This is a genomic window from Flavobacterium sp. LC2016-12 (genome assembly GCF_015351595.1).
In the GTDB taxonomy this organism is placed as follows: Bacteria; Bacteroidota; Bacteroidia; order Flavobacteriales; family Flavobacteriaceae; genus Flavobacterium.
Window position 1 is genome coordinate 33,402 of sequence record NZ_JADKPT010000013.1, and the last position, 24,764, is coordinate 58,165.

The following is a 24,764-nucleotide window of genomic DNA, read 5'->3' on the forward strand; positions in this document are numbered from 1 at the left end:
ATTTTATGGATGCAAAACAATTAAAGTGGGCTTATTTATTGGTTCTTTCGCTAATCTGGGGAAGTTCTTTCATTTTAATTAAAAGAGGATTAGTTGGATTAACGGCGGTTCAGGTAGGTTCATTCCGAATTATTTTTGCAGCCTTATTTCTATTGATTATCGGCTTTAAAAGCCTGAAGAAGATTTCGCGTCGCCAATGGAAATTTGTTGCCATAACATCACTTTTTGGAACTTTTACTCCCGCTTATCTTTTTGCCATTGCAGAGACTGAAGTTGATAGTTCAATTGTGGCTATTTTAAATTCTTTAACGCCTTTGAATACTTTGGTATTGGGAATTCTTATTTTTGGAATTCAATTTCAAAAGCGCCAGGTTTTAGGCGTTTTTGTGGGTTTGATTGGCTGTTTGTTATTGGTTTTAAGCGGAGCATCCGCACATCCGGGGCAGAATTATTACTATGTTCTTTTGGTGGTGATTGCAACACTTTGTTATGCTATAAATGTCAATTTAATTAAAAAATATTTGTCTGATTTGAATTCGGTTAGTATTACAACTGGAAACTTTGCGGTTTTGCTTTTACCAGCGTTAATCATTTTAAGTACAACCGATATTCCGCAAAGGATAAATTTTGATGCCACGCAGCATTCGATTTTCTTCGTAATGATTTTAGGGGTTTTAGGAACCGGAATCGCGAATGTTCTATTCTTTAAACTGATTCAAATGTCATCTCCAGTATTTGCAACATCGGTAACGTATTTAATTCCGATAGTCGCCTTTTTCTGGGGATTATTAGATAATGAAATGCTGACGCCAATTCAGTTTTTTGGAGCATTTATTATTTTAATTGGAGTTTATTTGTCTGCTAAAAAGTAATACTGCGAAATGGTTTTTGTGAGAGGTGAAATGTTGGATTGGGCTTAATAAAATTTAGGTATAAAAAAAGCTTTGTCAAAGTTTTAAACTTTGACAAAGCCTATAAAAATCTTATTATCTCAGCACCTTAGCACCTTTTTTCTAAAGAAAATCAGCATCAGAAACTCCTTCGTTGATCTTAATGTCAGACATCTTGATATCCAATTCAAAACCAACATTCTGAATTAAATTGAAAGGAACTTTTATACCTTTTACTTCTTTATAATCATTGAAGTTTGTTATTTGTGTGGATGATTTCCCATCTTGTTCGCGAACTTTAGATTCTGCTACTTTTAAACCTGATTTTACATCGTAGAAATAAGTAGTTTTTCCGTCTTTAATAGCATATGCGTCGCTACCATTAATTGGTTCGATTGAATCTACTTTTAAATCTGTTCTTTTTTGTAATTGCAATTCTTCAAAAGGAGCAGCGTTTGCTTTCATTTCAGTAAGATCATTGCCTTCAAGGTTTTTTCGTTGCCCTTGTTGTTCTATATAAGCACCTTTTTCATTTACCACTTGTTTCATTAAATTCATTGTTCCCATAGCAAGTGAAACCATCATTTTTCCTTTTGAATCTAATTTAGATGTAAAAGTCAAAGGTTCAGGAGCTTGTGGAACAGTAGTTGTTCCGTTCATAGCTAATGTTTTTACAGTCGAAACTGCTTTTTCTCCACCAATAGCCTTAAGGTAATTTTCAAAAACTGTTTTCGCGGTAATTCCCGCTGGAGCTTCTTTTTTAGTAACTGGTTTTTCAACCGGATTTCCGTATTTATCAAAATAATAAATCGGAATTTGAAGTTTTTCTAAACCAGGAATAACATCAGAACCTTTTCCGGCAATTATAATTCGCATATTATCCAAAAGGAAATATTTATTGGCTACGCGATAAATATCATCCGGGGTAACATTATTTATAGTCTGAATGTATTTTTCGTAGAAATCGGCCGGAAGTTTTTCGGTTTCGATGTTCAATGCGTAACGTGCAACAGCTTGTGGTTTTTCAACCTGCATTACAAAGCGTCCAATGTAACCTGCTTTTACATTTTTTAAAACATCTTCAGAAACTTTTTGAGTTCTGATTCTTTTAATTTCTTCTACAAATTGTACAACAGCACTATCTGTCACGGTATTTCTAACGGCAGATGATGCTTTGAATTTGGTTACATATTTTCCGCTTCCAATACTTGAACTTGCACCGTACGTCCAGGCATGTTTTTCACGTAAATTCATGTTTAAATAACTATTGAAATCACCACCTAAAATTTGATTTGCAATTACAGCTGGGAAAAAATCAGGATCGCTCATTTTTAAATTTACCGTATTTACCAATGAAATTTCAGATTGAACCGCATTTGGAACATCAACAAAATCAATTTGAAGTTTAGAAACATTCACAGGATCCGGGTAAGTATTTTTTGGAGCTGCTTGTTTTTTCCAGCCGCCAAAAAGTTTTTCCACAGCTTCTTTTGTTTCTTTAAACTTAATGTCTCCAATAATTACTAAATAAGCATTTTCAGGGACGAAATAAGTTGCATAATTCGTCTGAACATCTGCAAGGGTAACGTTTTTCACTGTTTCTTCAGAAAGATATTCACCGGCAGGATGATTTTTTCCAAAAGCTAAAACATCAACAACACGATTGGCAATAGCAGGAACACTTTTTTCATCGGCTTTAAGGCCTTCAAGTAATTTTGCTTTTTCTTTATCAAATTCGGCTTGTGTGAAATTTGGTTGCAAAGCACCTTCGGCCAAAAGCTCTAAAACACGTCCTGAATATTTAGAAAGCGAACTTGCATAAGCGCCTTGAGAGGTGAAATTGATGTTAGCACCATAAAAATCAATTTCCTCATTAAAAGCTTCTTTGGCTGTTTTTTTAGTGCCATTTCCAATTAAGCTGCTTGTTAATTCGTCAACACCTTTTTTATTTCCTTCTGTAAAAGGAGCATTGTCTAAAGTAAGATTGAAACTTACTCTTGGCAATTTATGATTTTCAACTATCAGGACCTTCATGCCGTTTGCCAAAACAAAAGTTTGCGGTTTTTTGATATTGACTACTGGTGAATTGCCTGGTTTTGGTTGTGGACGATCTTGTGCTTGCATAATTCCAGTTAGGAATAAAAGGATTAAAACTGTATGTATTTTTTTCATGACTTGGCGGCTCTTAATTTTGAACTTTTGTTGAAGGAATATATTCTAAAACTAAACGTTGATTTGGGTTTAGATACTTCTTAGCAACTTCTCTGATTTCTTCTCTTGTAATAGAATGATATAAATCAATTTCTGTATTTATCAAATTTACATCTCCATAAAGTAGGTAATAAGAAGCCAGATTTTCAGCAATTCCTTCAACGGTTGCATTTGCATTTACAAAGTTATTATCGAATTTATTCTGCAATTTTTCATAGTCTTTTTCAGAAATCAAATCGGTTTGGATTTTTACAATTTCTTCATCCATTTCTTTTAAAATGTCATCCATTGTATACGTTCCCATTGGTAAGCCATATAAAATGTACATTCCGTAATCTTCCTGACTAAAACCTACAGCGCCAATTTGAAGCGCCATTTTTTTATCATCAACTATTTTTTTGTACAATTTTGAACTTTTTCCATCACTTAAATAAGAAGAGATCAAATCTAAAACTCTTGCATCTCTTGTTTTCATTGATGGGGTTCTGTAAGAGGCAACTACCATCGGAATCTGAATATTTGGATCTTCGTAAGTTGCTTTTATTGTTTTATTGATAGGTTCTTCGGTAAAAGTTTGTTTTTTAACTACCTCGCCTTTCGGAATTGGCCCAAAATATTTCTGAATCCATTCTTTTGTTTTGGTTTTGTCAAAATCTCCGGCAACTACTAAAACGGCATTGTTTGGCGTATAGAATTTTTTATTAAAAGCCTGGAATTCTTCTAAAGTTGCAGCATCCAAATCTTTCATAGAACCGATAGTTGTCCAGCGATAAGGATGATTTTTGAACATATTCTCTTTAACAACCGGCAAAATGTTTCCATAAGGCTGATTGTCGTAACGCATTCTTTTTTCTTCCTTAACAACTTCATTCTGAGTATCAACGCCGATTTTATTGATAATTGGATGCATTAATCTTTCAGATTCCATCCATAGACCCAATTCTAAACTGTTTGATGGAAAAACTTCGTAATAATAAGTTCTGTCATCTGATGTATTTGCATTGTTGACTCCACCATTTGCGGTAACAATTTTCATCCATTCGCCACGTTTTATATTTTGAGTTCCTTCAAATAATAAATGTTCAAAGAAATGTGCAAAACCCGTTCGGTCAGGGCGTTCGTCTTTTGAGCCAACATGATACATTACCGATGTAATGACAACAGGAGCAGAAGGATCGTTATGCAATATTACGTGCATGCCGTTATCCAGATTATATTCTTCAAAAGCTACTTTTTGGGCATGAGCAACTCCGCCGAGCATTAATGCAGCACTTAACATCATTATTGAATTTTTCATAGAGATTAATAATTTATATTTACCTAAATAATAGGTAGCCAAGACTTGTTTATAGTTACATCAAAAATAAGTTTTTTTAATTATGAAATGGAAATCTGTTCCTGTTTTCATAATACTTTAACAGTCTTTTACTTTAAAATTGGTTTTTAATGCGGCTAAAACACCTTGAAAAACAGACTTTAAGGTTAAATAAATATTTTTGAAATAAGAGATTGCACAGTAAATTATTAATTGTATATTTGCAACCTTAAAAATCAATAAATCAATTTGGTATGTATGCAATCGTAGAGATAGCAGGGCAACAATTTAAAGTAAGCAAAGACTTAAAGGTTTATGTTAACCGTTTGACTAATGAAGAAGGTTCAAAAGTTTCTTTTGACAAAGTTCTTTTATTAGACGATAATGGAAATGTAACTTTAGGCGCCCCAGCTATAGAAGGTGCTTCAGTAGAAGCTAAAGTGTTACAACACTTAAAAGGAGACAAAGTTATCGTTTTCAAAAAGAAAAGAAGAAAAGGATACAAAAAGAGAAATGGTCACAGACAATATCTTACTCAAATTGTAATTGAAGGTATTACTGCAGCAGGAGGAACTAAAAAAGCAGCAGCTAAAAAAGCGGTTGTGGCAGAAGAAGTAGCTACTGAAGAAGTAGAAGCTCCTAAAGCTAAAAAAGCAGCTCCAAAAGCAAAAAAAGAAGCTACTAAAGAATAATAACAATATTTAAACTCATACGTCATGGCTCACAAGAAAGGTGTCGGTAGTTCGAAGAATGGTAGAGAATCAGAATCAAAACGTCTAGGCGTTAAGATTTTTGGTGGACAAGCTGCTATTGCTGGGAACATCATCGTTAGACAAAGAGGTTCAAAACATAATCCAGGTGAGAACGTTTACATCAGTAAAGATCACACACTACACGCAAGAGTAGCTGGAGTTGTTAAGTTCCAAAAGAAAAAAGATAACAAATCTTATGTATCTATTCTTCCATTCGAAGCATAATCATTAGATTACTTATTATAAAAAACCCGTTCTGAAAAGATCGGGTTTTTTGTTTTACTATAAAATTGAAATGATTTATCGGCGTATATAAACTAATAAACGGTAAAATTTATTGATTTATTATTGAGGATGTATGAGCAATTGCTATTTTTTCGACTTGAGGAGTTTCATAAATAAACTTATTGCAAGTTTTTGAATGATAATTATTGCCAAAGGAATGACTGTCGAAAATTATAAATTCGTTTCCTATATGTTATAGTTTGCAATAAAAAAAACTGCTTAGAATAAGCAGATTTTTATAATTTTATTCTTCGGTATCTTTTGTTTCTTCTAAATCTTGCGATTTTCGTCCCACTTTAATTTTCGGATTATCCTGTGTTCCGGTAACGGTCAGCGGAATTCCAAAGATGCCAAGAGGAGGAAGTCCTAAACGCATTTTTAAGTTCAATTTTCCGTCTAAACTTGTTGTGCCTTCAATTCTTGGTCTAAAGCCGGCAAACTTAAATTTAAAACGGTCAACCGTCATAATATTGTTTTTGATGGTTGTTTTAATGTCAACTTTAGAAAGATCAGGATTTTTCATGGCTTCAGAGCTTGTTTCCTTACTCACGGCATTGAACATTTTTAATCCTCTAACTTTTACATCTTTTACAGAAAGTGTTCCGCCACCAGTTAATGATGGATAAACGGGTTCCATATTTCCGTTTAAACGACCTTTTAATTGATAATCCAGAGAAACAATACCTTGTGCTTTTTCAGCGGCACTGGCCATTTTTCTGAAAACTTCAATTTCATTATAAGCTCTTTTAATATCAAAATCAGAGGCCTTAATATTGTAGTCGAAATTTGCTTTTTGAGTCGTCACTGCTTGATAATTGGCATTCATAACCACATTGCATCCTATTAAATTGAATCCGGTATTCTGCATGCTCAGCTTGCCTTTGTTCATGTTTAAGTTTCCTGTCGCGTTTTGAAGGATCAATTTGTCAAAATACACTTTTTGTGCATTTGCTATCAATTGTAAATTCAAATTAGACGGAATGATAATGACTCCTGTTTGTTTTGCTTCGGTTGGAGCTGGAGTTTCTGTTTTTGTTTGTGTAACTGATGTGTTAGCCGGTGTGCTCGACATGAATTCATCTATGTTGATGTATTTTGCCGTAACTTTAAAAGAGCCTCTTAAAACGCCTGTATTTGTGGTTGCATAATTGAAAACATTCTGTAAATAACCATTCATTCTAAAATCAGATTGGCCGTACGCAGCCAAGAAGTTATTGAACGACATTTTATCCTGATTGATTTTGAAAATTCCTTCTTTAATGATGAATTTCTTTGGAAGATACTCTGATGTAATACCAATATTTCTTAGTTCAAGAGTTCCTTTGTTGTGTAATTTGCTGTAGTTTCCTTTTTCGGCGTCACTCTGTTTTCCTTTCAAAACCAAATCGGCTTTTACAAAACCATCTAAATCCAGTCCTTTCTGAGAGAAAACTTTATAGATTTTGTTGACATCCAATTCTCCTTTTGCTTTGATATCATATGTTAAATCATCAAAGTTGCTTAAATCAGCTTCTACGAAAACCGGTTTTCCTTCAAATGTAAATTGAGTAGGCTTTAGGCTTACTTTCAAATCATCAAAAGTTCCTTTGTTGTTTTCAATTTTAGATTTAATGGTAATATTGGTAATTGGATTTGGATAATAAGGCGTTTTTAAATAACCATTTTCTAAATCAATACTTCCTTTTGTAACTGGAAAAAGTCTGTTTTTAGTATCAAATTTTCCGTTTGTTTTTATATCACCAGCTAAATTTCCTTTTAACTCTACATTTGGAATTCCAAGTGCTTTCATTAATTTTTCAAGATCAATTTGAGCTTTAAATTCTCCGTTAATATCTGGCCTGTTTACGCCTTGTACGTGAAATTTAGATTTTAAATAATCTTTATTTATGTTTAAAGACAAATTTCTCGCGTCAACGATTACAAGATCCGGATTTAAAGAAGGAACTTTTGTTTTTATATCCAGATATAAGTTCGAAACAGGAAAAGCGCTTTTATTATAATTCACAAACCCGCTATCAATTTTGACGTCTAAATTAAGGTCTGGTGCTATTTTTTGCGAAGCAATGTAGTCTCCTTTTAAAGTCAAAAGTAAGTTGGTGTTTCCTTTTAATTCGGTTTTAGATAGCCAGGTTACATATTTTGGAGGAAAAGCCGTAAATACATCATTCAGGTGGCTGTTGGTCGATTTTATAACAAAATCCATATTATAGCCATCTTTCAGGAAGTCAAATTTCCCTTTAAAATCGACCAAAAGTTGGTTGATTTTAAGGTTGTTTTGTTGGAAGAAGAAGGATAAGGAATTTACATTTACTTTAGTAATTAAATCGGCATCAACTTTTTTGTTCATTAAATAAGGTTCGCCTTCGTAAATAATATTTAACTTTTCAATTTTGGCAACAGAGTATAAATCAAAAACAGCTTTGTCTAAATTTCCTTTTCCTTTGTAATTAAATCCGAGTGCGTCAAAATGAACTTTGGTTGATTGATCGTCGTAAATTATTTTACTGTTTAGAATCTCAATTCGTTCTAATTTTAAGGCTGTCTCAGTGGTGTCTTTTGGGTTTGAAGCTTGGGATGAAGATTTGTAAATGTTGTAATTTGCTTCTCCGTTTGCATTGACTTTTACATTAATAAAAGAATCAGATAAGTATATTTGATCAATTTTTACTGTTTTACTAAAGACTAAACTGGCAACATTTATTCCAAAAGAAATCTCTTTTGCAGTAATGAATTTCTCGTTTTTATAGGGAGCTGATCCGTTAAGATTCAGATCGCTTAAAGTTAAAGTCAACGAAGGGAAATGATGAAAAAAGGAAACGGAAACATCTGAATAATTCAGTTCAGCACTTAATTTTTCGTTCGCAGTTTTTTTAATCTGTTCTTTAATGGTGTCCGCAAAAATTATGGGTAGCAAGAAAAGTAATCCTAAGATGACGACGAAAGTTATTCCAAAATATTTAGCTATTTTTAATAAAACGGATTTCTTTTTACTTGCTGTCATAACAAATGGAGGTGTTTAATAATAAAGAATAAGATTCAGATAAGAAAATATTATCCGTGAACTGTTTCGTTTTTTCCGTAATTCGTAATGATTGAGCCTTCATATTCTATCCACTCTTTCCAACGCTTATCAACATCAACATTATCTGCATACTTTCTTGCAAATCCTAAAAAGGTAGTATAATGTCCAGCTTCAGAAATCATTAAATCGCGATAGAATTTAGCTAATTCTTCATCTTTTATATTTTCAGAAAGTACTTTAAAACGCTCACAGCTTCGAGCCTCAATCATTGCCGAAAACAATAAACGATCGCAAAGTGCGTCTTTTCGGCTTCCATCTTTTTTCATGAATTTAAAAAGCTCATTTACATAATGATCTTTTCGTTCGCGCCCCAGTGTAAGTCCTCTTTTCTTAATAATGTCGTGAACCATCTGCAAATGCTCCAGTTCTTCCCGTGCAATAACTAACATTTCGGTTACTAATTCCTCTAATTCAGAATTATAAGTAACTAAACTGATTGCATTTGAAGCTGCTTTCTGCTCGCACCAGGCATGATCCGTCAAAATTTCTTCGATATTCGATTCGACTATATTTACCCAACGAGGGTCTGTGGCTAATTTTAATCCCAACATAATTTTATAGAAAAAAGTATTCTGCAAAATTAGTGTTTTTTTATCACCGAAAGTCAGCAAATATGGTGCAAATCCGCGCAAAATAGTATTATTTTGTAACTTGAAACAAATAAAATGAATCAGATCAAAAAACTTTTAATTATAGGTTTTGTTTGGCCCGAACCAAATTCGTCTGCGGCTGGTGGCAGAATGATGCAATTGATTTCTATTTTTAAGCAAAATGGATTTCAAATTACATTTGCAAGTCCGGCCTTAGACAGTGATTTTATGGTTGATTTATCTGAATTTGGAGTTGAGAAAAAATCAATTGAATTGAATAATTCCAGTTTTGATGATTTTGTAATCGAATTAAATCCGGATGTTGTTTTGTTTGATCGTTTTATGATTGAAGAGCAGTTTGGCTGGCGTGTGGCTGAAAATTGCCCAAAAGCGATTCGATTATTAGATACTGAAGATTTACATTGTTTAAGAACCGCAAGGCAAAAAGCTTTCAAAGAAAACAGAACTTTTGCGTTAAATGATTTATTAACTGAAGAAGTAGCGAAACGTGAAATTGCCAGTATTTTAAGATGCGATCTCTCTTTTATTATTTCCGAATTTGAAATGAAAGTTTTAAAAGAGGTTTTTAAAATTGATTCGGATTTATTGTATTATTTACCATTTTTGGTCTATGAAATGTCTGATCTGGATCTTTTGAAATTGCCTTTGTTTGAAGAACGCAAGAATTTTGTTTTCATCGGAAATTTTCTTCATGAACCCAATTGGAATACCGTTCAATATTTAAAAGAATCGATCTGGCCTTTAATTAAAAAACAATTTCCAGAAGCTGTTTTAGAGGTTTATGGCGCTTATCCTTCGCAAAAAGTATTGCAATTGCACCAGCCTAAAAATGGTTTTTTTATCATGGGAAGAGCAGTAGATGCAAATGAAGTGGTAAAAAATGCAAGAATAGTTTTGGCACCGATTCGTTTTGGAGCAGGCCTAAAAGGAAAATTATTAGAAGCCATGCAATGCGGAACTCCAAGCGTGACTACAATAATTGGTTCCGAAGCAATGTATGCGAATTTACCCTGGAATGGTTTTATTTCAGATGATATTGAAACATTTGCGAAAAAAGCGGTTGCATTATATCATGATGAAAATTTATGGAAACAAGCTCAAAAAAATGGAGTTGCAATCGTGAATGAATGTTATCAGTTAAGCAAATATTCGACTGCTTTAATAACAAAAATTAATTCACTGTTGAATGATTCTGAAAGCCATCGTCTACAAAATTTTATGGGAAGTTTGCTTCAGCATCACACCTTGAAAAGCACCAAATACATGGCAAAATGGATTGAAGCTAAGAATAAAAATTAATCTGCCATTTTTCCAAATCCCACGGTTTCTCTGTATAATTGCGGCGAAACATCAGCATTGGTTTTAAAAAATCGACTAAAGTAGTGCTCGTCGTCATAACCTAATTCATAAGCAATTTCTTTTACTGTTTTATTGGTCATGTACAATTCTCTTTTGGCTTCAATGATTATTCTTTCCGCAATTAAATCGGTTAAGGTTTTGTTGAAATAATTTTTGGATATTTTAGCTAAGGCTTTCGCCGAAATATTCAACAGGTCGGCATAGTTCCCGGCAGAATGTTTGGTTTTAAAATTGTCTTCAATGGCATCTTTTAGATTCTGAAGAATAAAGGGCTCTTTAGAATTTGGAACCGATTTCATTTCTTCTAACTGCTGATTTTTTAATCGGGAAGCTGTGATTAAAAAAATCTTTAAATAAGAAACCAAAGATTCATATTGCGCCAAATCAGTGTTTTGAATTTCGGCTTTCATCTGATCCAAAACCATTTTAAAAGTGGCAGAAGCCTCGTTTGTAATTTGGACAAACGGTGGCTGATAAACATTATTAAATAAAACACCACTGCAGGAAACTTCTTTTTGATGCATGTGAATACAATAAAAATCCGGATGAAAGTGAATCGCAATTCCTTCGATGGGTTCGTTTACGCAAAGCATAAAAGGCTGATAAGGAGAAAAGGCGAGGAGGGAGTTTTCTTCAAAATGATGCTCGGCAAAATCTGCTTTTACCTTTCCTTTTCCTTTGGTAACCCAAATTAAAGAGAAAAAATTATTGCGTTGCAAATGATCAAAATGACTGTTGTCGCCAAACGGAAGAAGTTTGAAAGCCAGATTTCCCGTTTGTGGATTTATTAGTGTAAAAACATTCTGATTGCTCATAATCTGTAGCGTTTTTAAAAATATAAAGATAGTCATGAATGAATTCACAACTATCTTTATAAGCTGTTTTTTGTATTTTTAGTTTTGTAACTCTAAACTTGGCACTGCCGGAAAATCAATTTCTGTATTGGCTGTATTGTTGAAATAGTTGGTTAAAACATTCAAAGCTACATGAGCAACAGTTTCTGCAAGTTCAGCATCTGAAACTCCTGCAATTTTTAATGTATCTACATCTTCGTTATTTACTAATCCGCCTTTACTGATTAATGTTTTAGCAAATTGAAGAATCGCTTCCGTTTTTGCATCGGCAGAACTTCCTGTTCTTGCATCTTGTAAAACCTGTGAGTCAGTTTTTAATAGTTTTCCTCCAATGAAGGTGTGAGCTGCAACACAGTAATCACATGAATTGCTTTCTGAAACTGCTAATGCGATTAATTCTCCTGTTCTTGCGCTTAGTTTTCCGTGGCTCAAAGCACCGCTTAGGTTTAAATATCCTTCAAGTACTGCTGGAGAATTCCCCATTGTTCTCATCATGTTCGGAACAACTCCTAATTTAGCTTGTACAGCGTTGAATAAATCTTTTGTTTTTCCTGTTACTTCTTCTGGGTTTAATGCTGTTAATCGTGTCATTTTATTTAATTTTTATGTTATTATTTATTTGTTGTCTTTTGACATTACAAAGGTGCGACGATTACAGAATTTAGAACATGGAGAATTAACGCTATGTGATGGACAATTTTCCCGAGTTGTTTTTTTTGAATAAAAGAGTAACCGATTGTAATTTATCCCGTAAGGATTACATGTTGGTAGAAATTGTCAAGTATTAAAGCTATTTGTCCCGTTAGGGACTACATATTATTACATATTGGTGTAGTCCCTAACGGGACAATGATCAAAATGGATGTTATTTTTTCTACCAACATGTAATCCCTATGGGATAAAAAAAAACCCCAAATTATCTATCTGATAATCGGGGGTGTAAAGTATAAAAATGCAAACTGTTTATTGTTACTGTTCACTGTGACTGAAAACTATTTCAATAAACCTTCAACAGCCTGAACAGTTGTTGCATGATAGCCAGATTTTGCTTTTTCAAAAATCTGTTTAGCCCAAACTTTTCCTTCCGGAGTTTTAACTAATTCTTTATAAAGTGATATTAATGATCCGGTTCTGCTCGTTGCAATCATAAATTGTTCGATCGCAGGATAAGCCGTTTTATATTGATGACGAATTGCCTGAATGAACCATTGACGTTTAATAACAAAGTTTCCATTTTTAGTAAAACTGAATTCATTATCGATTGCTGTCATTTCTTCAATAGTAATATCAGCAGGTAAATAGTCTATAAAATGCTGTTTTTCTGTAGTTGATTTTATTTTCTCACTTAATCCTTTAACGCCGGTCGTTCTCCAGTTTTTCTGAATATTATCAATTGCTGTAAAATCATCAGAAGAAACAGCAGTAATGTTTGATGGAACTCCTGGTTTGTAAATCCAATCATCTAACTTGATTTTATCAGCCAGCGCTTTGTCATCTTTAATAAGATTCTCTTTTAGATATTTTACAAAATCTTCTGTTGTGATTGATTGAAAAGCATGTGCATCAAAATAGTTTTTAATAAACGGATCGAATTTTTCACGTCCAACTGCTGCTTCAATTACTTTTAAGAAATTATATCCTTTTACATAAGGAATTTGACTGATTCCATCATCTGGATTTCTGTTAGTTAGACTTACTTTTAATCTTGTATCAGGATTTGTTGAGCCATATTCTGCGATATTATCGTTTAAATCTTTGCGAGTTAAAACATCCTGCATTTCAGCTTCTTTCTTGCCGAAAATTTCTTCTCCGATTCTGTGTTCAACATAAGTGGTAAAACCTTCATTTAACCAAATATCATCCCAAGTGGCATTGGTAACTAAATTTCCGCTCCAGCTGTGACCTAATTCGTGAGCCAATAAACTTGTTAAGGAACGATCGCCTGCAATAACACCGGGAGTTAAGAAAGTTAGATTTGGATTTTCCATTCCGCCATAAGGAAAACTCGGAGGTAAAACCAAAACATCATAACGACCCCAACGATATGGGCCGTATAATTTTTCGGCTGCGCCAACCATTTTTCCTAATTCAGCAAATTCCCAGGCAGCTTTTTTTAGTAAAGAAGGTTCTGCATAAACACCAGTTCTGTTATCAATAGTTTGAAATTCAATATCTCCAACTGCAATTGCTATTAAATAAGACGGAATTGCTTTGTCTTGTTTAAATGTATAAACTCCGGTATCATTCTTTTTCTGCGGATTTACCGAAGCACTCATTACGGCCATTAAATCTTTAGGAACCGTAACTTTTGCATTATAAGTAAAACGAATTCCAGGAGAATCCTGACACGGAATCCACGTACGTGACCAAATACTTTCTCCCTGAGAGAAAACAAATGGTTTCTTTTTATCAGCCGTTTGTTGCGGATTTAGCCATTGTAATGCTACAGCATCTTTGGTTGTGCTATAGTAAATATTAACTTTAGTAGTATTTGGTTCAATAGTAACATGAAGCGGTTTTCCGTGGAATTCAACTGCTGTACCCAGTTCAAATTTGGTTTCTTTTTCTTCGTCTCCTAAAGTTACTTTAGTGATATTTAACGTATTTTCATCGAAGATAATTTCATTTCCTTTACTAACATTGTTAATTGTCCAGGACGCTTTTCCTGAAATAGTTTGCGTATCAAAATCAACTTTGATGTCGAGGTCTAAATGTTTTACTACAGCAAGTTCTGGTTTAGAGAAACTGTGTTCGTCTGTAACAACTGCTGGTTTTTCGGTTTGCTCTTTTTTCTGGCAGGCAATTGCTGTCAGGAATAAAGTTACAAGGATTAGTTTTTTCATTTTATGAAGTATTGAATTGTGAGGATGAAATTAAATAAAAAATCCCGTTTTGAATAAACAAAACGGGATTTAAATATAAAATTAACAGCGATTATGCCAACATTGTAACTGGGCTTTCGATGTATTGTTTTAATGTTTGTAAGAACTGAGCGCCAGTTGCACCATCAATTGTTCTGTGGTCACAAGCTAATGACAACATCATTGTGTTTCCAACTACAATCTGACCGTTTTTAACTACTGGTTTCTCAACAATTGCACCTACAGAAAGGATAGCAGAGTTTGGTTGGTTGATAATTGAATTGAATTCAGTGATGCCAAACATTCCAAGGTTAGATACTGTAAAAGTACTTCCTTCCATTTCTTGTGGTCCAAGTTTTTTGTTTTTAGCTCTTCCCGCAAGATCTCTTACTGAAGCGCCAATTTGAGATAAACTCATAGCGTCTGTAAATTTCAATACAGGAACTACTAATCCGTCTTCAACAGCAACAGCAACACCAATATTAACGTGGTGGTTGATGATGATAGCATCTTCTTTCCACTGAGAGTTAATTTTTGGATGTTTTTTCAAGGCTAAAGCACAAGCTTTAATTACCATATCGTTGAAAGATACTTTTGTATCAGGAACAGTATTGATTGTCGCTCTTGCGCCCATAGCTTCGTCCATGCTTACTTCGATCACTAAGTTATAGTGAGGTGCAGTAAATAATGATTCAGCAAGACGTTTTGCGATAATTTTACGCATTTGAGAGTTTTTGATCTCTTCTGTGAAAACTTCCCCAGCAGGAACAAATACTTTTGGCGCAGCAGGAGCAGCAGCTTCTTGTGGTTTAGCAGCAGAAGTTGCAGCAGGCTGAGGTTGTGCAGATGGAGTAAAGTTTTCGATATCGCTTTTCACGATACGTCCGTTTTCTCCAGAACCTTTAACCTGAGTTAATTGGATTCCTTTGTCAGAAGCGATTTTTTTCGCTAAAGGCGAAGCTAAAATTCTTCCTCCATTTGATGAAGTTTCGGCAACAGCCTCAGTTGCTTTTTCAGCAGCAGGAGCAGCTTTTTCTTCAGTTGCAGGAGCACTTGCAGTTGCAGTACCTCCGGCAGTATAATTTTCAGCAATTCCGGAAATGTCAGTTCCAGCAGGCCCAATGATAGCTAATAAACTGTCAACAGGAGCTGTATTTCCTTCCTGGATTCCGATGTATAATAATGTTCCGGCATTGAAAGACTCAAACTCCATAGTAGCTTTGTCAGTTTCAATTTCAGCTAAAATATCACCTTCAGCAACAGCATCACCTACTTTTTTCAACCAGGTTGCAACTGTTCCTTCTGTCATTGTATCACTCAAACGAGGCATAGTTACAACTATGACACCTTTTGGTAATTCAGTTGCAGTTTTTGCAGGAGCAGTTTCAGTTTTTGCTTCAGCAGCTGGAGCAGCTTCTGCTTTTGGAGCTTCAGTAGCAGGAGCGTCACCACCAGCCAATAAAGCTGAAATGTCTTCTCCTTCGTTTCCGATAATTGCTAATAATGAATCAACAGGAGCAGTTTCTCCAGCCTGAATTCCAATATGTAAAAGAGTTCCTTCGTTAAAAGATTCGAACTCCATTGTTGCTTTGTCTGTTTCAATTTCAGCAAGGATATCTCCTTCGCTAATTTTGTCGCCTACTTTTTTTAACCAAGTCGCTACCGTTCCTTCCGTCATAGTATCGCTCAAACGAGGCATTGTTACTTTTATCGCCATAATATATTATAGTTTATGAGGTGTGAATGGATAGTCTTCTTGTGCGTATACTACATCGTATAATTGTTGTAATTCAGGATATGGAGATTCTTCAGCGAATTTCACACACTCTTCAACCAAATCTTTCACTCTTTGGTCAATTACTTCAATCTCTTCTTCTGTAGCATATTTTTGATCCATAATTACATCTAAAACTTGTGTAATAGGGTCAATTTTTTTGTACTCTTCAACCTCTTCTTTAGAACGGTATAATTGTGCATCAGACATAGAGTGTCCTCTGTAACGGTACGTTTTCATTTCAAGGAAAGTTGGTCCGTCTCCACGACGAGCTCTGTCAATTGCTTCTGTCATAGCTTCAGCAACTTTTACAGGATTCATTCCGTCAACTGGTCCGCAAGGCATTTCGTATCCTAAACCAAGTTTCCAGATATCAGTGTGGTTTGCAGTTCTTTCAACAGAAGTTCCCATTGCATAACCGTTGTTTTCAACGATAAATACAACTGGAAGTTTCCATAGCATTGCCATGTTGAAAGCTTCGTGTAATGAACCTTGTCTTGCAGCTCCATCACCAAAGTAAGTCATGGTAACTCCGCCAGTTTCAAAATATTTATCAGCAAAAGCTAAACCAGCTCCTACCGGAATTTGTCCGCCTACGATTCCGTGACCTCCGTAAAAACGGTGTTCTTTAGAGAAAATGTGCATAGAACCTCCCATACCTTTAGAAGTTCCTGTTGCTTTTCCTAAAAGTTCGGCCATTACGCGTCTAGGATCAACCCCCATACCAATTGGCTGTACGTGGTTTCTGTAAGCAGTAATCATTTTGTCTTTGGTCAAATCCATAGCGTGCAAAGCGCCCGCTAATACAGCTTCCTGACCATTATATAAGTGTAGAAAACCTCTAACTTTTTGTTGAATGTATAATGCTGCAAGTTTGTCTTCAAACTTTCTCCAAAGCAGCATGTCTTCGTACCACTTTAAATATACTTCTTTTGTAACTTCTTTCATCTGAATTCTTTCTTTTGCTAAAGTTGTTTGTGTTATCAATTGTTGCCTATAACGCAAAATAGTTTCCTCCCACAAATTTGCGCCCGAAAGGTCGGGATGCAAAAATAAGACATTAGATTTAAGAACTAAAATTTAAACGCTACTTTTTGGCTTTTTTTTACAAGAACTTTTTATCAAACATAAAAGGAAGTAAATTTTTTAGGGATGCTGATTTGTAAACTTCACCTATTTCGCCCATAAAATAGATTTCTATAGGGGTGTCCTGTTTGATTTCGTATTCTGCAATTGACTGACGGCAAGAGCCACAAGGTGGAATTGGAGCTTTTGTTTGATTAGTATCTGAAGCAGCAGTAATTGCCATTTTTAAAATTTTTGCTTCAGGATAAACACTTCCGGCATGAAAAATCGCTACACGCTCTGCACATAATCCTGATGGATATGCTGCGTTTTCCTGATTTGATCCTAAAACTATTTTACCATTATCTAAAAGTAATGCAGCACCAACTCTAAATTGAGAATAGGGAGCATAGGCTTTTTTACGAATTTCAACAGCCTGATTCATTAAATCCTGAATTTCGGTCGAAAGTTCTTTTAAGTTATCATATACTTCAAATGATGATGTAACGCTTATTTCTTTCATTGTTTTTATGGGAAAAAAAATCCAAACTCCTAAAAAAATAGAAATTTGGATTGTTATTGTTTTTTTATTTTATCTTTTTAATAAGTTTCGTATTTGTCGCCAAAGTTAAACGTTAAAGAAAAACGAAGTGTATTTTCTAACGGATTTTTAACTTTTGATGTTGAGAATAAGTAAGAGACATCAATTTTTACGATATTGTATTTGAAGCCAGCTCCTAATGAAAAGAATTGTCTTGCTCCTTTTTCCGGGCTTTCGTGAAAATAACCTGCACGAACTGCAAAAGCATCCTGATACATATATTCTCCTGAAACACTGTAGGTAACTTCTTTTAATTCTTCACTAAAACCGTCTGGTGCATCTGTAAAAGATTTAAAAATACCTTCAGCCCAGCCTATGTCGTTATAGTTGTTGTAGTTGATAGTATTTGCTTCTTCCTGGCTAATATCTTCGGCATCTGTAAAATCTCCATCTCCATTTGTGTCAACCGGCGTTCCGGGTCCCGGAGGTGTCGGAACTAATAATTTGGTAAATTCAACACTAAGATTCACTTTATTATAGTCGTCTAATATAAAGTCAAAACCTCCACCAAGTCTTAAGTTGGCTGGTAAAAAGTTAGCGCTTATGTCATCATTGTCATAGCTGATTTTTGGTCCCAGATTTTGGATATTGAAACCTGCTCTCCATCTTCCATTAAAATCAGTATAGGCAATTTCTTCTGATTGATAAAATCCGGCTACATCTACTGCGAAAGATCCTGCGGCAGAAGCATCAATATCTTCTGAAGCAATTTTTAAATTGGAGCGAATATATCTTCCTGCAACAGCCATAGAGAATTTCTCACTTAATTTCAAAGAATAGGATCCGTCTAAAGCAAATTCATTAGGTGATACTATTCTTGCGGCTTCATTTGGGTCTCCGGTTGTTCTTAATTCAATATCTCCAAAGCCAAAATAACGAAAGCTTGCTGCAAAGGCACTTTTGTCGTTGATTTTGTTATAATATGTTAACTGGCCAAGTGAAATATCATTGGCCAAATCTGTTAAATAAGGAGTATAACTGATTGACAGACCTTGTTTGTCTTCTGAAAAAGCATATTTTGCGGGATTCCATTGCTGAGAAAAGGCGTCGGCAGAAGTTGCTACGCCCTGATCTGCCAAACCTGCTGCTCTGGCATCAGCGGCAACCAGTAAAAATGGAACTCCGGTTGTAATCGGTCGATTGATATCTTGTGCTTTTGCGTATGAAACAATTAAAAAGCAAATTAGTAAAAGTGATATTTTTTTCATTTAGGGGAATAATGGTATTTATTGTACAAATATATATATTATTATAAGATGACAAGCTTTTCGTATTTTTCTGCCTTTTTATTTGTTAAATTAGATTTAACTGTAAGCTTGTAAATATAAACTCCCTTGCCGATTCGGTCTCCAAAATCGTCTTTGCCGTCCCATGTTATCTCTCTAGATAAAAAACCCTCAGTAGTAATGATTTGATTTTTTGTCCATACTACTTTTCCAGTTATTGTCATTACCTGAACCTGAACATCTAAAGGTTCGTAAGGTCTATTATGCGAAAACCAGAACTGTGTGTAGGTTGAAAACGGATTTGGGTAATTAAGAACATGTGTTAATGTTAATGATTCATCTCCCACTACAATAAACTGTATTTCGCTCGTTACCGGATTGTTGTAAACATCCCACGCTGTGAAGCTTATCGTATGCATTCCCGGTGCTAAATCTCGTAATGGAAATCGTAGATTTCCGTTTGTATAATCATCTAATTTTGTTTGATAATAATCATTCAAAATATACGGATTACTAACATCTCCATCTAAAATCGCAACAATGTCATGACCAATTCCACTGGCAGTATTTATACCATTTTCATCTTCTAATAGCGCCAAAAGAAATGGGGAGTTATTTGTTATACCACCCGAAACAAAAGTTTCATCGTTCATATATAACTTCACTTTTGGACTAATATTGTCCTGAGGTGCATTTTCATTTATTCCGCCTATTTTAATTACGCTGCTATAGCCCGCTTGGTTTTCTAAAAGCTGATTTTTTTTCGAATAAAAACTAATTTTTCCATAGTCAACAGCGATCCTAATGTCCCTTGGAACAACAAAGCTAAATTCAAACTGACCGTTGGTAATGGTTGCATTTCCTCTAAAAATAGTCTCTCCAAGAGTTTTAAATGACATTGCAGGGCTATATCCATCATTATTTAAGGTTGAAGTCGTGATTAATTTATCGAAAATAGCGGTGGCTAATTCACCATTATAATTGCTTAATAAGGTGTTGTTTTCATCTGTGATTTCTCCGGATATTTTGACTTTTGAAAGTGATTTAAGGTCAGGAATTGGTTGTGAGATCACAATATCGTTTACTTTTGTTAAATTTATTCGTGGTTTAGGAATCGCTAGCATCAAAGCAGGATCTCCAATGTAAAAAATTACATTACTTGAATAACTTGGATTTTCATTTTTTGAAATTCGAAGTGCTTCTGCAATTGTTGTATATTGGTTTGAACCGTATGATAGCAGATTTTTACTTAAATTATCATTGAAATTTTCAGCATTAAACTGACCGATTGCACGAATCGTAGTTAACATAGAAATAGCGCCTCCTTTTGGATTCCAAAAAGTATATTCACCGGCTGTTGGTCTTGTTGGGTCGTCAAATCTTGAAAACTCACATGTAATAGTGATGAATAGAGGATATTTATATTGATTGTTTAAGTTTTGACCATCTGATTTTTCCCAAATTCTTTCACTCGCCAAACCGTCTTCGCCACCATGTCCTAAATAATTAAAGACTAAAGCGCCTTTCTCAAAAGCATCAAAAAAGTCACTTCTTGCTTTTGGATATCTTGATCCTCCCGCTGAAGCTTCTTGTGTATAAGAGTCTAAAATAATTTTATCTATATTGAAAAATGGTTTTTCAGCAGCGATATTGTCAGCTAGACTATTTTGACGCGATTGTAAAGATGCATCAGAACTTTGGTCGGAATCATCACTGATCAAAACAAAATTATTTCTCCAGTTTCCATACGATTTTATATCATGGTATTCCAATACTTTATTGACCATTTCTCCAGCCTGGGCATTATCTGAAACAAGCATTCTTCCAACGGCTATGTCAATTCCTCCAAAAAAGGAGATAATATTTCCTTCATCTGGATCCATAAGTCCGTAAAAGTCATCAGAGGCAAACGAAGACTCTCCAATTGTATTGCTATTTAAGGAGTGATATATAGGTACAATATTCGTGTTGTTTGGAATTCGGTCTTTATAATCATATGAGGCGTCGCCAAAAAGATTTACATATTTTATTCTTTTCTCCGGGGAAGATGCATTTTCATAAATGTATTTTATGCAATTTCGAACGGCAGCAATATCCTGCTTTCCGGAAGAAAATTCCTGATAGATATTTTCTAATGTAATTACTTTTGTATTTAAATTAGAATAAGAACGATGAAAATTAGCTAGTTTTTCGGCTTGAGAAGCTAAAGATTTTGGAGTAATAATGATATAGTCTATATCCTGAAAACTATTTTGTGTATTGTTAAAAAGAGTTCCTTTTAAGTTTTGATTGGCAATTTTTGATTGGTTCTCTTTTAAAGGAGTATAGTAATCTGCCTGATCAATAGCGATATATTTTCGAATTTCTCCTAAAGAAGCTTTAAAGCTAAAGGTTGCCTGATTCGGATTTTCTACTTTTGATACATTATATAGGTCTGTAACGTCCCAAATCTGAGAAATTCCTACAGCGTTTCCAATAGTATAATTTACGATTCCAGCTGTAGAGCCGGCTAAATCGTATTGAAACTTGAATTGTTTTCCGGTTCCCAGAAGTTTTCTTTTAGCAATTATATTGATGTAATCCAAATATCCTTTCGATCCTGGAACGCCATTGTTGTTATAGGTAAGTTTTATTTTTACGCTTTCAGCTCCGGTAAACGTAGTGTTTGCAGGTAGTTTTCCGGTGTAAAATTTGGTTTCTGAACTTTGTACCAATGCATTGAAGTTAATAGTACCGATATTTTGTCCGTTGGCGGCAATTGCAAATGAAGTAGGAGTGTAAGCGGCTGAAGCGGTGTTGACTTCAATTTTTACTGGTACTGAGGTTTCGAGGTTTGGAAATGCGAATGTAAATTCCTGTTCCTGATTAATATCAAATGATTCTCCTAACCATTGACGGCCTAAGTGTGCAATGTTTGTTTGGTCAATTTCGTGAAATTGATAGTCATCAAACGTGTTCAGTTCAAGTGTAGTGTTTGCAGAAGGCTGATTCAGGTTAGAAATTCTTTTGCCATCTCCACCGTTTACAGTGATGTAATAATAAGATTTGTTGTCAAACAAATTGAGGTTTGTCTGACTTTCAGAGCTCCAGTTGTCTGTTCCTTCGGCATAAAAAAGTATATAATCTTCGTTGTTGAAAGCGCCATCGGATTCACCAACAATTTGAATGGCATTCTCTGTTAAGTCATCTGGGTAATAAGTGTTGTTCATTAATGGGAGCATTTTGCCTCCATTTCCATAGATTTTGATTCTTTTTGGGTCGGTTTTAGAGGCATCAAACCCTAAACTTTGTAAAAAGGTTTTTGAAATTTTATATACACCTGATTTTTCTATATAAAAACGGTACCAGTCTCCATTTGCTAATATTGAATTTTGAATGGCATTTGATTTTTGTGTGAAAGAAGTATTGGTGTTTTTTGATGTGTTATTGTTTAAATTATACGAAAATGACTTAATACGTTTAACACTATTTCCTTCTTTGATAAGAGGTGAAAGAGAAAGGAAAAGTTGCTTTTTATCTCTCGACGAAGCGATTTTTAACGTTTCATTTGGTTTTGCCGGTATATTTTCGATTGATAAATCACCTAAGTCTGATGTCGAGACTGCTTCATAGATAATGTTAGAAATTTGAACAGAAGAGAAGGAAGAATGTTCGGTTTGGTTCAAATTGAGCAATAATGTTATGCTTTTTTTTGAATTATCGTACCTAAAACCATTGCCTGAAAAATAAGGTATGATGATTTTTAAATCGCCAAAGCCCATTTCTTTTTTAGTTTTCCAATCTATTGTGAAGTCCCCATTTATCTGAGAAAATGTCAAAATTGGAATGAGAAAAAGATATAAGATTAGGCGCTGTTTCATAAGTTGAAAAGTAGAGATTATTTTTAAATTATTTTACTAAGTAAAAATATAGTATTTCATGTTACAGTAAATAATAAAAAGTATATTTTTGCGTTCGTAACTATAGGTTATTTTCTGGTAAAAAAACAGTGAAATAAAATTATTAGAACAGATGTTGCTAATTAAATGTTAATTATTATATTGCAGCACCTAAATTTATCACCTAAGAATGAGTATGAAAGTAAACAAAATTGTAGCCTTGCAATTAATGATGTCAATGGTATTGATGTTGGGCACGGCTAGTTGTAGCAAAAAATCGAGTTCCAGTCACGCTTCTCGAGCAACAGGTTGGGACGTAGATAGTCAGAATGGAACTTCTGCCAGAAATGCAGGGAAAAAACAACAGGCTGGTCCTGGTTTAGTTTTTGTTGAAGGAGGTACATTTACTATGGGTAAAGTACAGGATGATGTTATGCACGATTGGAATAACACGCCGACTCAACAACACGTTCAGTCATTCTACATGGATGAAACCGAAGTTACGAATGGTATGTACTTAGAATACCTGGAGTGGTTGAAGAAAGTTTTTCCTCCAACAGAAGAAAATTACAAGAATATTTACGAAGGAGCATCGCCAGATACTTTAGTATGGAGAAATCGTTTAGGTTACAACGAAACGATGACTAACAACTACTTGAGACATCCTTCATATGCAAACTACCCTGTAGTTGGTGTAAACTGGATTCAGGCAGTTGAATTTAGTAAATGGAGAACAGATCGTGTAAATGAAGCTGTTCTTGAAAAAGACGGATACCTTAAAAAAGGGGCTAAAACGCAAGACGTTAGTGCTGAAAGTTTGTTTAATACAGAAGCTTATCTTGCTTCTCCATCAACAACTTATGGTGGAAATGAAGAATTGGTTTTAAAGAAAAATCCTAGCGGAAAAAGACCTAAAGCTGGAAAAGATGGTGCCGTTCCAGAAGAGAAAAATGTGTACGCACAACGTTCTTCAGGAGTTATTCTACCTGAGTACAGACTTCCTACTGAAGCAGAATGGGAGTATGCAGCTGCGGCAGATGTAGGACAAAGAGAATATAATATTTACAAAGGGCAAAAGAAATATCCTTGGTCTGGAGATTATACTCGTTCATCTAAACGTAAAAACAAAGGAGATCAATTGGCTAACTTTAAACAAGGAAACGGTGATTACGGTGGAATTGCAGGTTGGTCTGATGATGGAGCTGATATTACAAACTCTGTAAAAAGTTATGCGCCAAATGATTTCGGATTATACGATATGGCTGGTAACGTTGCAGAATGGGTAGCCGATGTTTACAGACCTATTATTGATAATGAAGCAAATGATTTTAACTACTACAGAGGAAATCAATATGCTAAAAACAAAATTGGTAAAGACGGTAAAATTGAAATCGTTTCAACTGCTAATATTAAATATGATACTTTAAGTAACGGAAAAGTTGTAGCAAGAAATCTTCCGGGAGAAATTGCTCAGGTTCCAGTTGACGAACAAGAAACATATTTGAGAACAAATTTCAGTACAAGCGATAATATCAATTATAGAGATGGTGATAAACAATCTTCTAGATATTTTGACTTTGGAGATTCTGAGTCAGGGCCAAAAGCAGATCAGACAATGTATAATTCTCCTAAACATAATATCACTACTGATAGTTTAGGTAAGATGACTAGAAAGTATGATAACTCAAGTAAACGTACTACTTTGATCGATGACAAAGTAAGAGTTTATAAAGGAGGTTCTTGGAGAGACAGAGCATATTGGTTAGATCCGGCTCAAAGAAGATATTTTCCTCAGGATATGGCAACTGATTACATTGGATTCAGATGTGCAATGTCTAGAGTAGGTTCAAAAGCTGAAAAAAGAAAATCGCCTAGAAACTAAGTTTTAGAAATTTAAAATAACAAAAATTCCAAATTCCAAAAGCTGAACATTTCAGTGTGGAATTTGGAATTTTTTGTATTTATTTTTTTCTATTTTTACGATCTATTAAAAATTTTAT

The 24,764-nt window shown here is 34.5% G+C and carries 17 protein-coding genes; 5 read left to right on the plus strand and 12 right to left on the minus strand.

Annotated features, from left to right (window positions below; translation table 11 throughout):
* Nucleotides 1–5 precede the first annotated feature (5 nt).
* Nucleotides 6–872, plus strand: a complete 867-nt coding sequence (locus IRZ99_RS17720) for a DMT family transporter (protein WP_194658517.1) — start codon at nt 6–8, stop codon at nt 870–872.
* Between the two features lie 141 nt (nt 873–1,013).
* Here the strand turns inward: IRZ99_RS17720 and IRZ99_RS17725 are convergent, their stop codons facing one another.
* Together IRZ99_RS17725 and IRZ99_RS17730 are read right to left on the minus strand one after the other, a co-directional pair.
* Entirely contained in the window at nt 1,014–3,062 is a 2,049-nt protein-coding gene (locus tag IRZ99_RS17725) for a pitrilysin family protein (RefSeq protein WP_194658518.1), read from the minus strand.
* Between the two features lie 13 nt (nt 3,063–3,075).
* On the minus strand, nt 3,076–4,398 hold the full coding sequence (locus IRZ99_RS17730; protein ID WP_194658519.1) for a pitrilysin family protein: 1,323 nt from the start codon (nt 4,396–4,398) through the stop codon (nt 3,076–3,078).
* Nucleotides 4,399–4,670: 272 nt separating this feature from the next.
* On the opposite strand from IRZ99_RS17730, the gene rplU reads away from it, so the two are divergent.
* The gene (rplU, locus tag IRZ99_RS17735) at nt 4,671–5,108 is read left to right on the plus strand and encodes a 50S ribosomal protein L21 (protein ID WP_194658520.1); all 438 of its coding nucleotides are present in this window, start codon (nt 4,671–4,673) and stop codon (nt 5,106–5,108) included.
* Between the two features lie 24 nt (nt 5,109–5,132).
* Nucleotides 5,133–5,393 carry a 50S ribosomal protein L27 gene (gene rpmA / locus IRZ99_RS17740; protein ID WP_017497241.1) on the plus strand — a complete coding sequence of 87 codons (261 nt, stop codon included), beginning with the start codon at nt 5,133–5,135 and terminating at the stop codon, nt 5,391–5,393.
* A 304-nt stretch (nt 5,394–5,697) separates the two neighbouring features.
* On the opposite strand, the gene IRZ99_RS17745 is transcribed toward rpmA, so the two are convergent.
* The gene (locus tag IRZ99_RS17745; RefSeq protein WP_194658521.1) at nt 5,698–8,454 is read right to left on the minus strand and encodes an AsmA family protein; all 2,757 of its coding nucleotides are present in this window, start codon (nt 8,452–8,454) and stop codon (nt 5,698–5,700) included.
* A 50-nt stretch (nt 8,455–8,504) separates the two neighbouring features.
* Nucleotides 8,505–9,086 carry a tRNA-(ms[2]io[6]A)-hydroxylase gene (locus IRZ99_RS17750; protein WP_194658605.1) on the minus strand — a complete coding sequence of 194 codons (582 nt, stop codon included), beginning with the start codon at nt 9,084–9,086 and terminating at the stop codon, nt 8,505–8,507.
* A 114-nt stretch (nt 9,087–9,200) separates the two neighbouring features.
* Between IRZ99_RS17750 and IRZ99_RS17755 the strand changes: the two genes are divergently transcribed.
* Entirely contained in the window at nt 9,201–10,445 is a 1,245-nt protein-coding gene (locus IRZ99_RS17755) for a glycosyltransferase family 4 protein (protein WP_194658522.1), read from the plus strand.
* On the opposite strand, the gene IRZ99_RS17760 is transcribed toward IRZ99_RS17755, so the two are convergent.
* The 8 genes from IRZ99_RS17760 to porU form a co-directional block, all read right to left on the minus strand.
* A complete protein-coding gene (locus tag IRZ99_RS17760; RefSeq protein ID WP_194658523.1) occupies nt 10,442–11,320 on the minus strand; it encodes a helix-turn-helix domain-containing protein in 879 nt (292 codons plus the stop codon). The two genes, IRZ99_RS17755 and IRZ99_RS17760, sit on opposite strands and share 4 nt — an antisense overlap.
* A 78-nt stretch (nt 11,321–11,398) precedes the next feature.
* On the minus strand, nt 11,399–11,950 hold the full coding sequence (locus IRZ99_RS17765) for a carboxymuconolactone decarboxylase family protein (RefSeq protein ID WP_194658524.1): 552 nt from the start codon (nt 11,948–11,950) through the stop codon (nt 11,399–11,401).
* Between the two features lie 401 nt (nt 11,951–12,351).
* On the minus strand, nt 12,352–14,202 hold the full coding sequence (locus IRZ99_RS17770; RefSeq protein ID WP_194658525.1) for a hydrolase/aminopeptidase: 1,851 nt from the start codon (nt 14,200–14,202) through the stop codon (nt 12,352–12,354).
* A gap of 91 nt (nt 14,203–14,293) precedes the next feature.
* A complete protein-coding gene (locus IRZ99_RS17775) occupies nt 14,294–15,937 on the minus strand; it encodes a pyruvate dehydrogenase complex dihydrolipoamide acetyltransferase (RefSeq protein WP_194658526.1) in 1,644 nt (547 codons plus the stop codon).
* Between the two features lie 6 nt (nt 15,938–15,943).
* Nucleotides 15,944–16,942, minus strand: coding sequence for a pyruvate dehydrogenase (acetyl-transferring) E1 component subunit alpha (gene pdhA / locus IRZ99_RS17780; RefSeq protein ID WP_056190513.1), 999 nt, complete (start codon nt 16,940–16,942; stop codon nt 15,944–15,946).
* Nucleotides 16,943–17,099: 157 nt separating this feature from the next.
* Nucleotides 17,100–17,582, minus strand: a complete 483-nt coding sequence (cdd, locus tag IRZ99_RS17785; RefSeq protein WP_194658527.1) for a cytidine deaminase — start codon at nt 17,580–17,582, stop codon at nt 17,100–17,102.
* 77 nt (nt 17,583–17,659) lie between these two features.
* A complete protein-coding gene (gene porV, locus IRZ99_RS17790) occupies nt 17,660–18,868 on the minus strand; it encodes a type IX secretion system outer membrane channel protein PorV (protein ID WP_194658528.1) in 1,209 nt (402 codons plus the stop codon).
* 41 nt (nt 18,869–18,909) lie between these two features.
* On the minus strand, nt 18,910–22,746 hold the full coding sequence (porU, locus tag IRZ99_RS17795; protein WP_194658529.1) for a type IX secretion system sortase PorU: 3,837 nt from the start codon (nt 22,744–22,746) through the stop codon (nt 18,910–18,912).
* Nucleotides 22,747–22,960: 214 nt separating this feature from the next.
* Between porU and gldJ the strand changes: the two genes are divergently transcribed.
* Nucleotides 22,961–24,646: a gliding motility lipoprotein GldJ gene (gldJ, locus tag IRZ99_RS17800; protein ID WP_194658530.1), complete on the plus strand. Its 1,686-nt coding sequence runs from the start codon at nt 22,961–22,963 to the stop codon at nt 24,644–24,646.
* Nucleotides 24,647–24,764 lie beyond the last annotated feature (118 nt).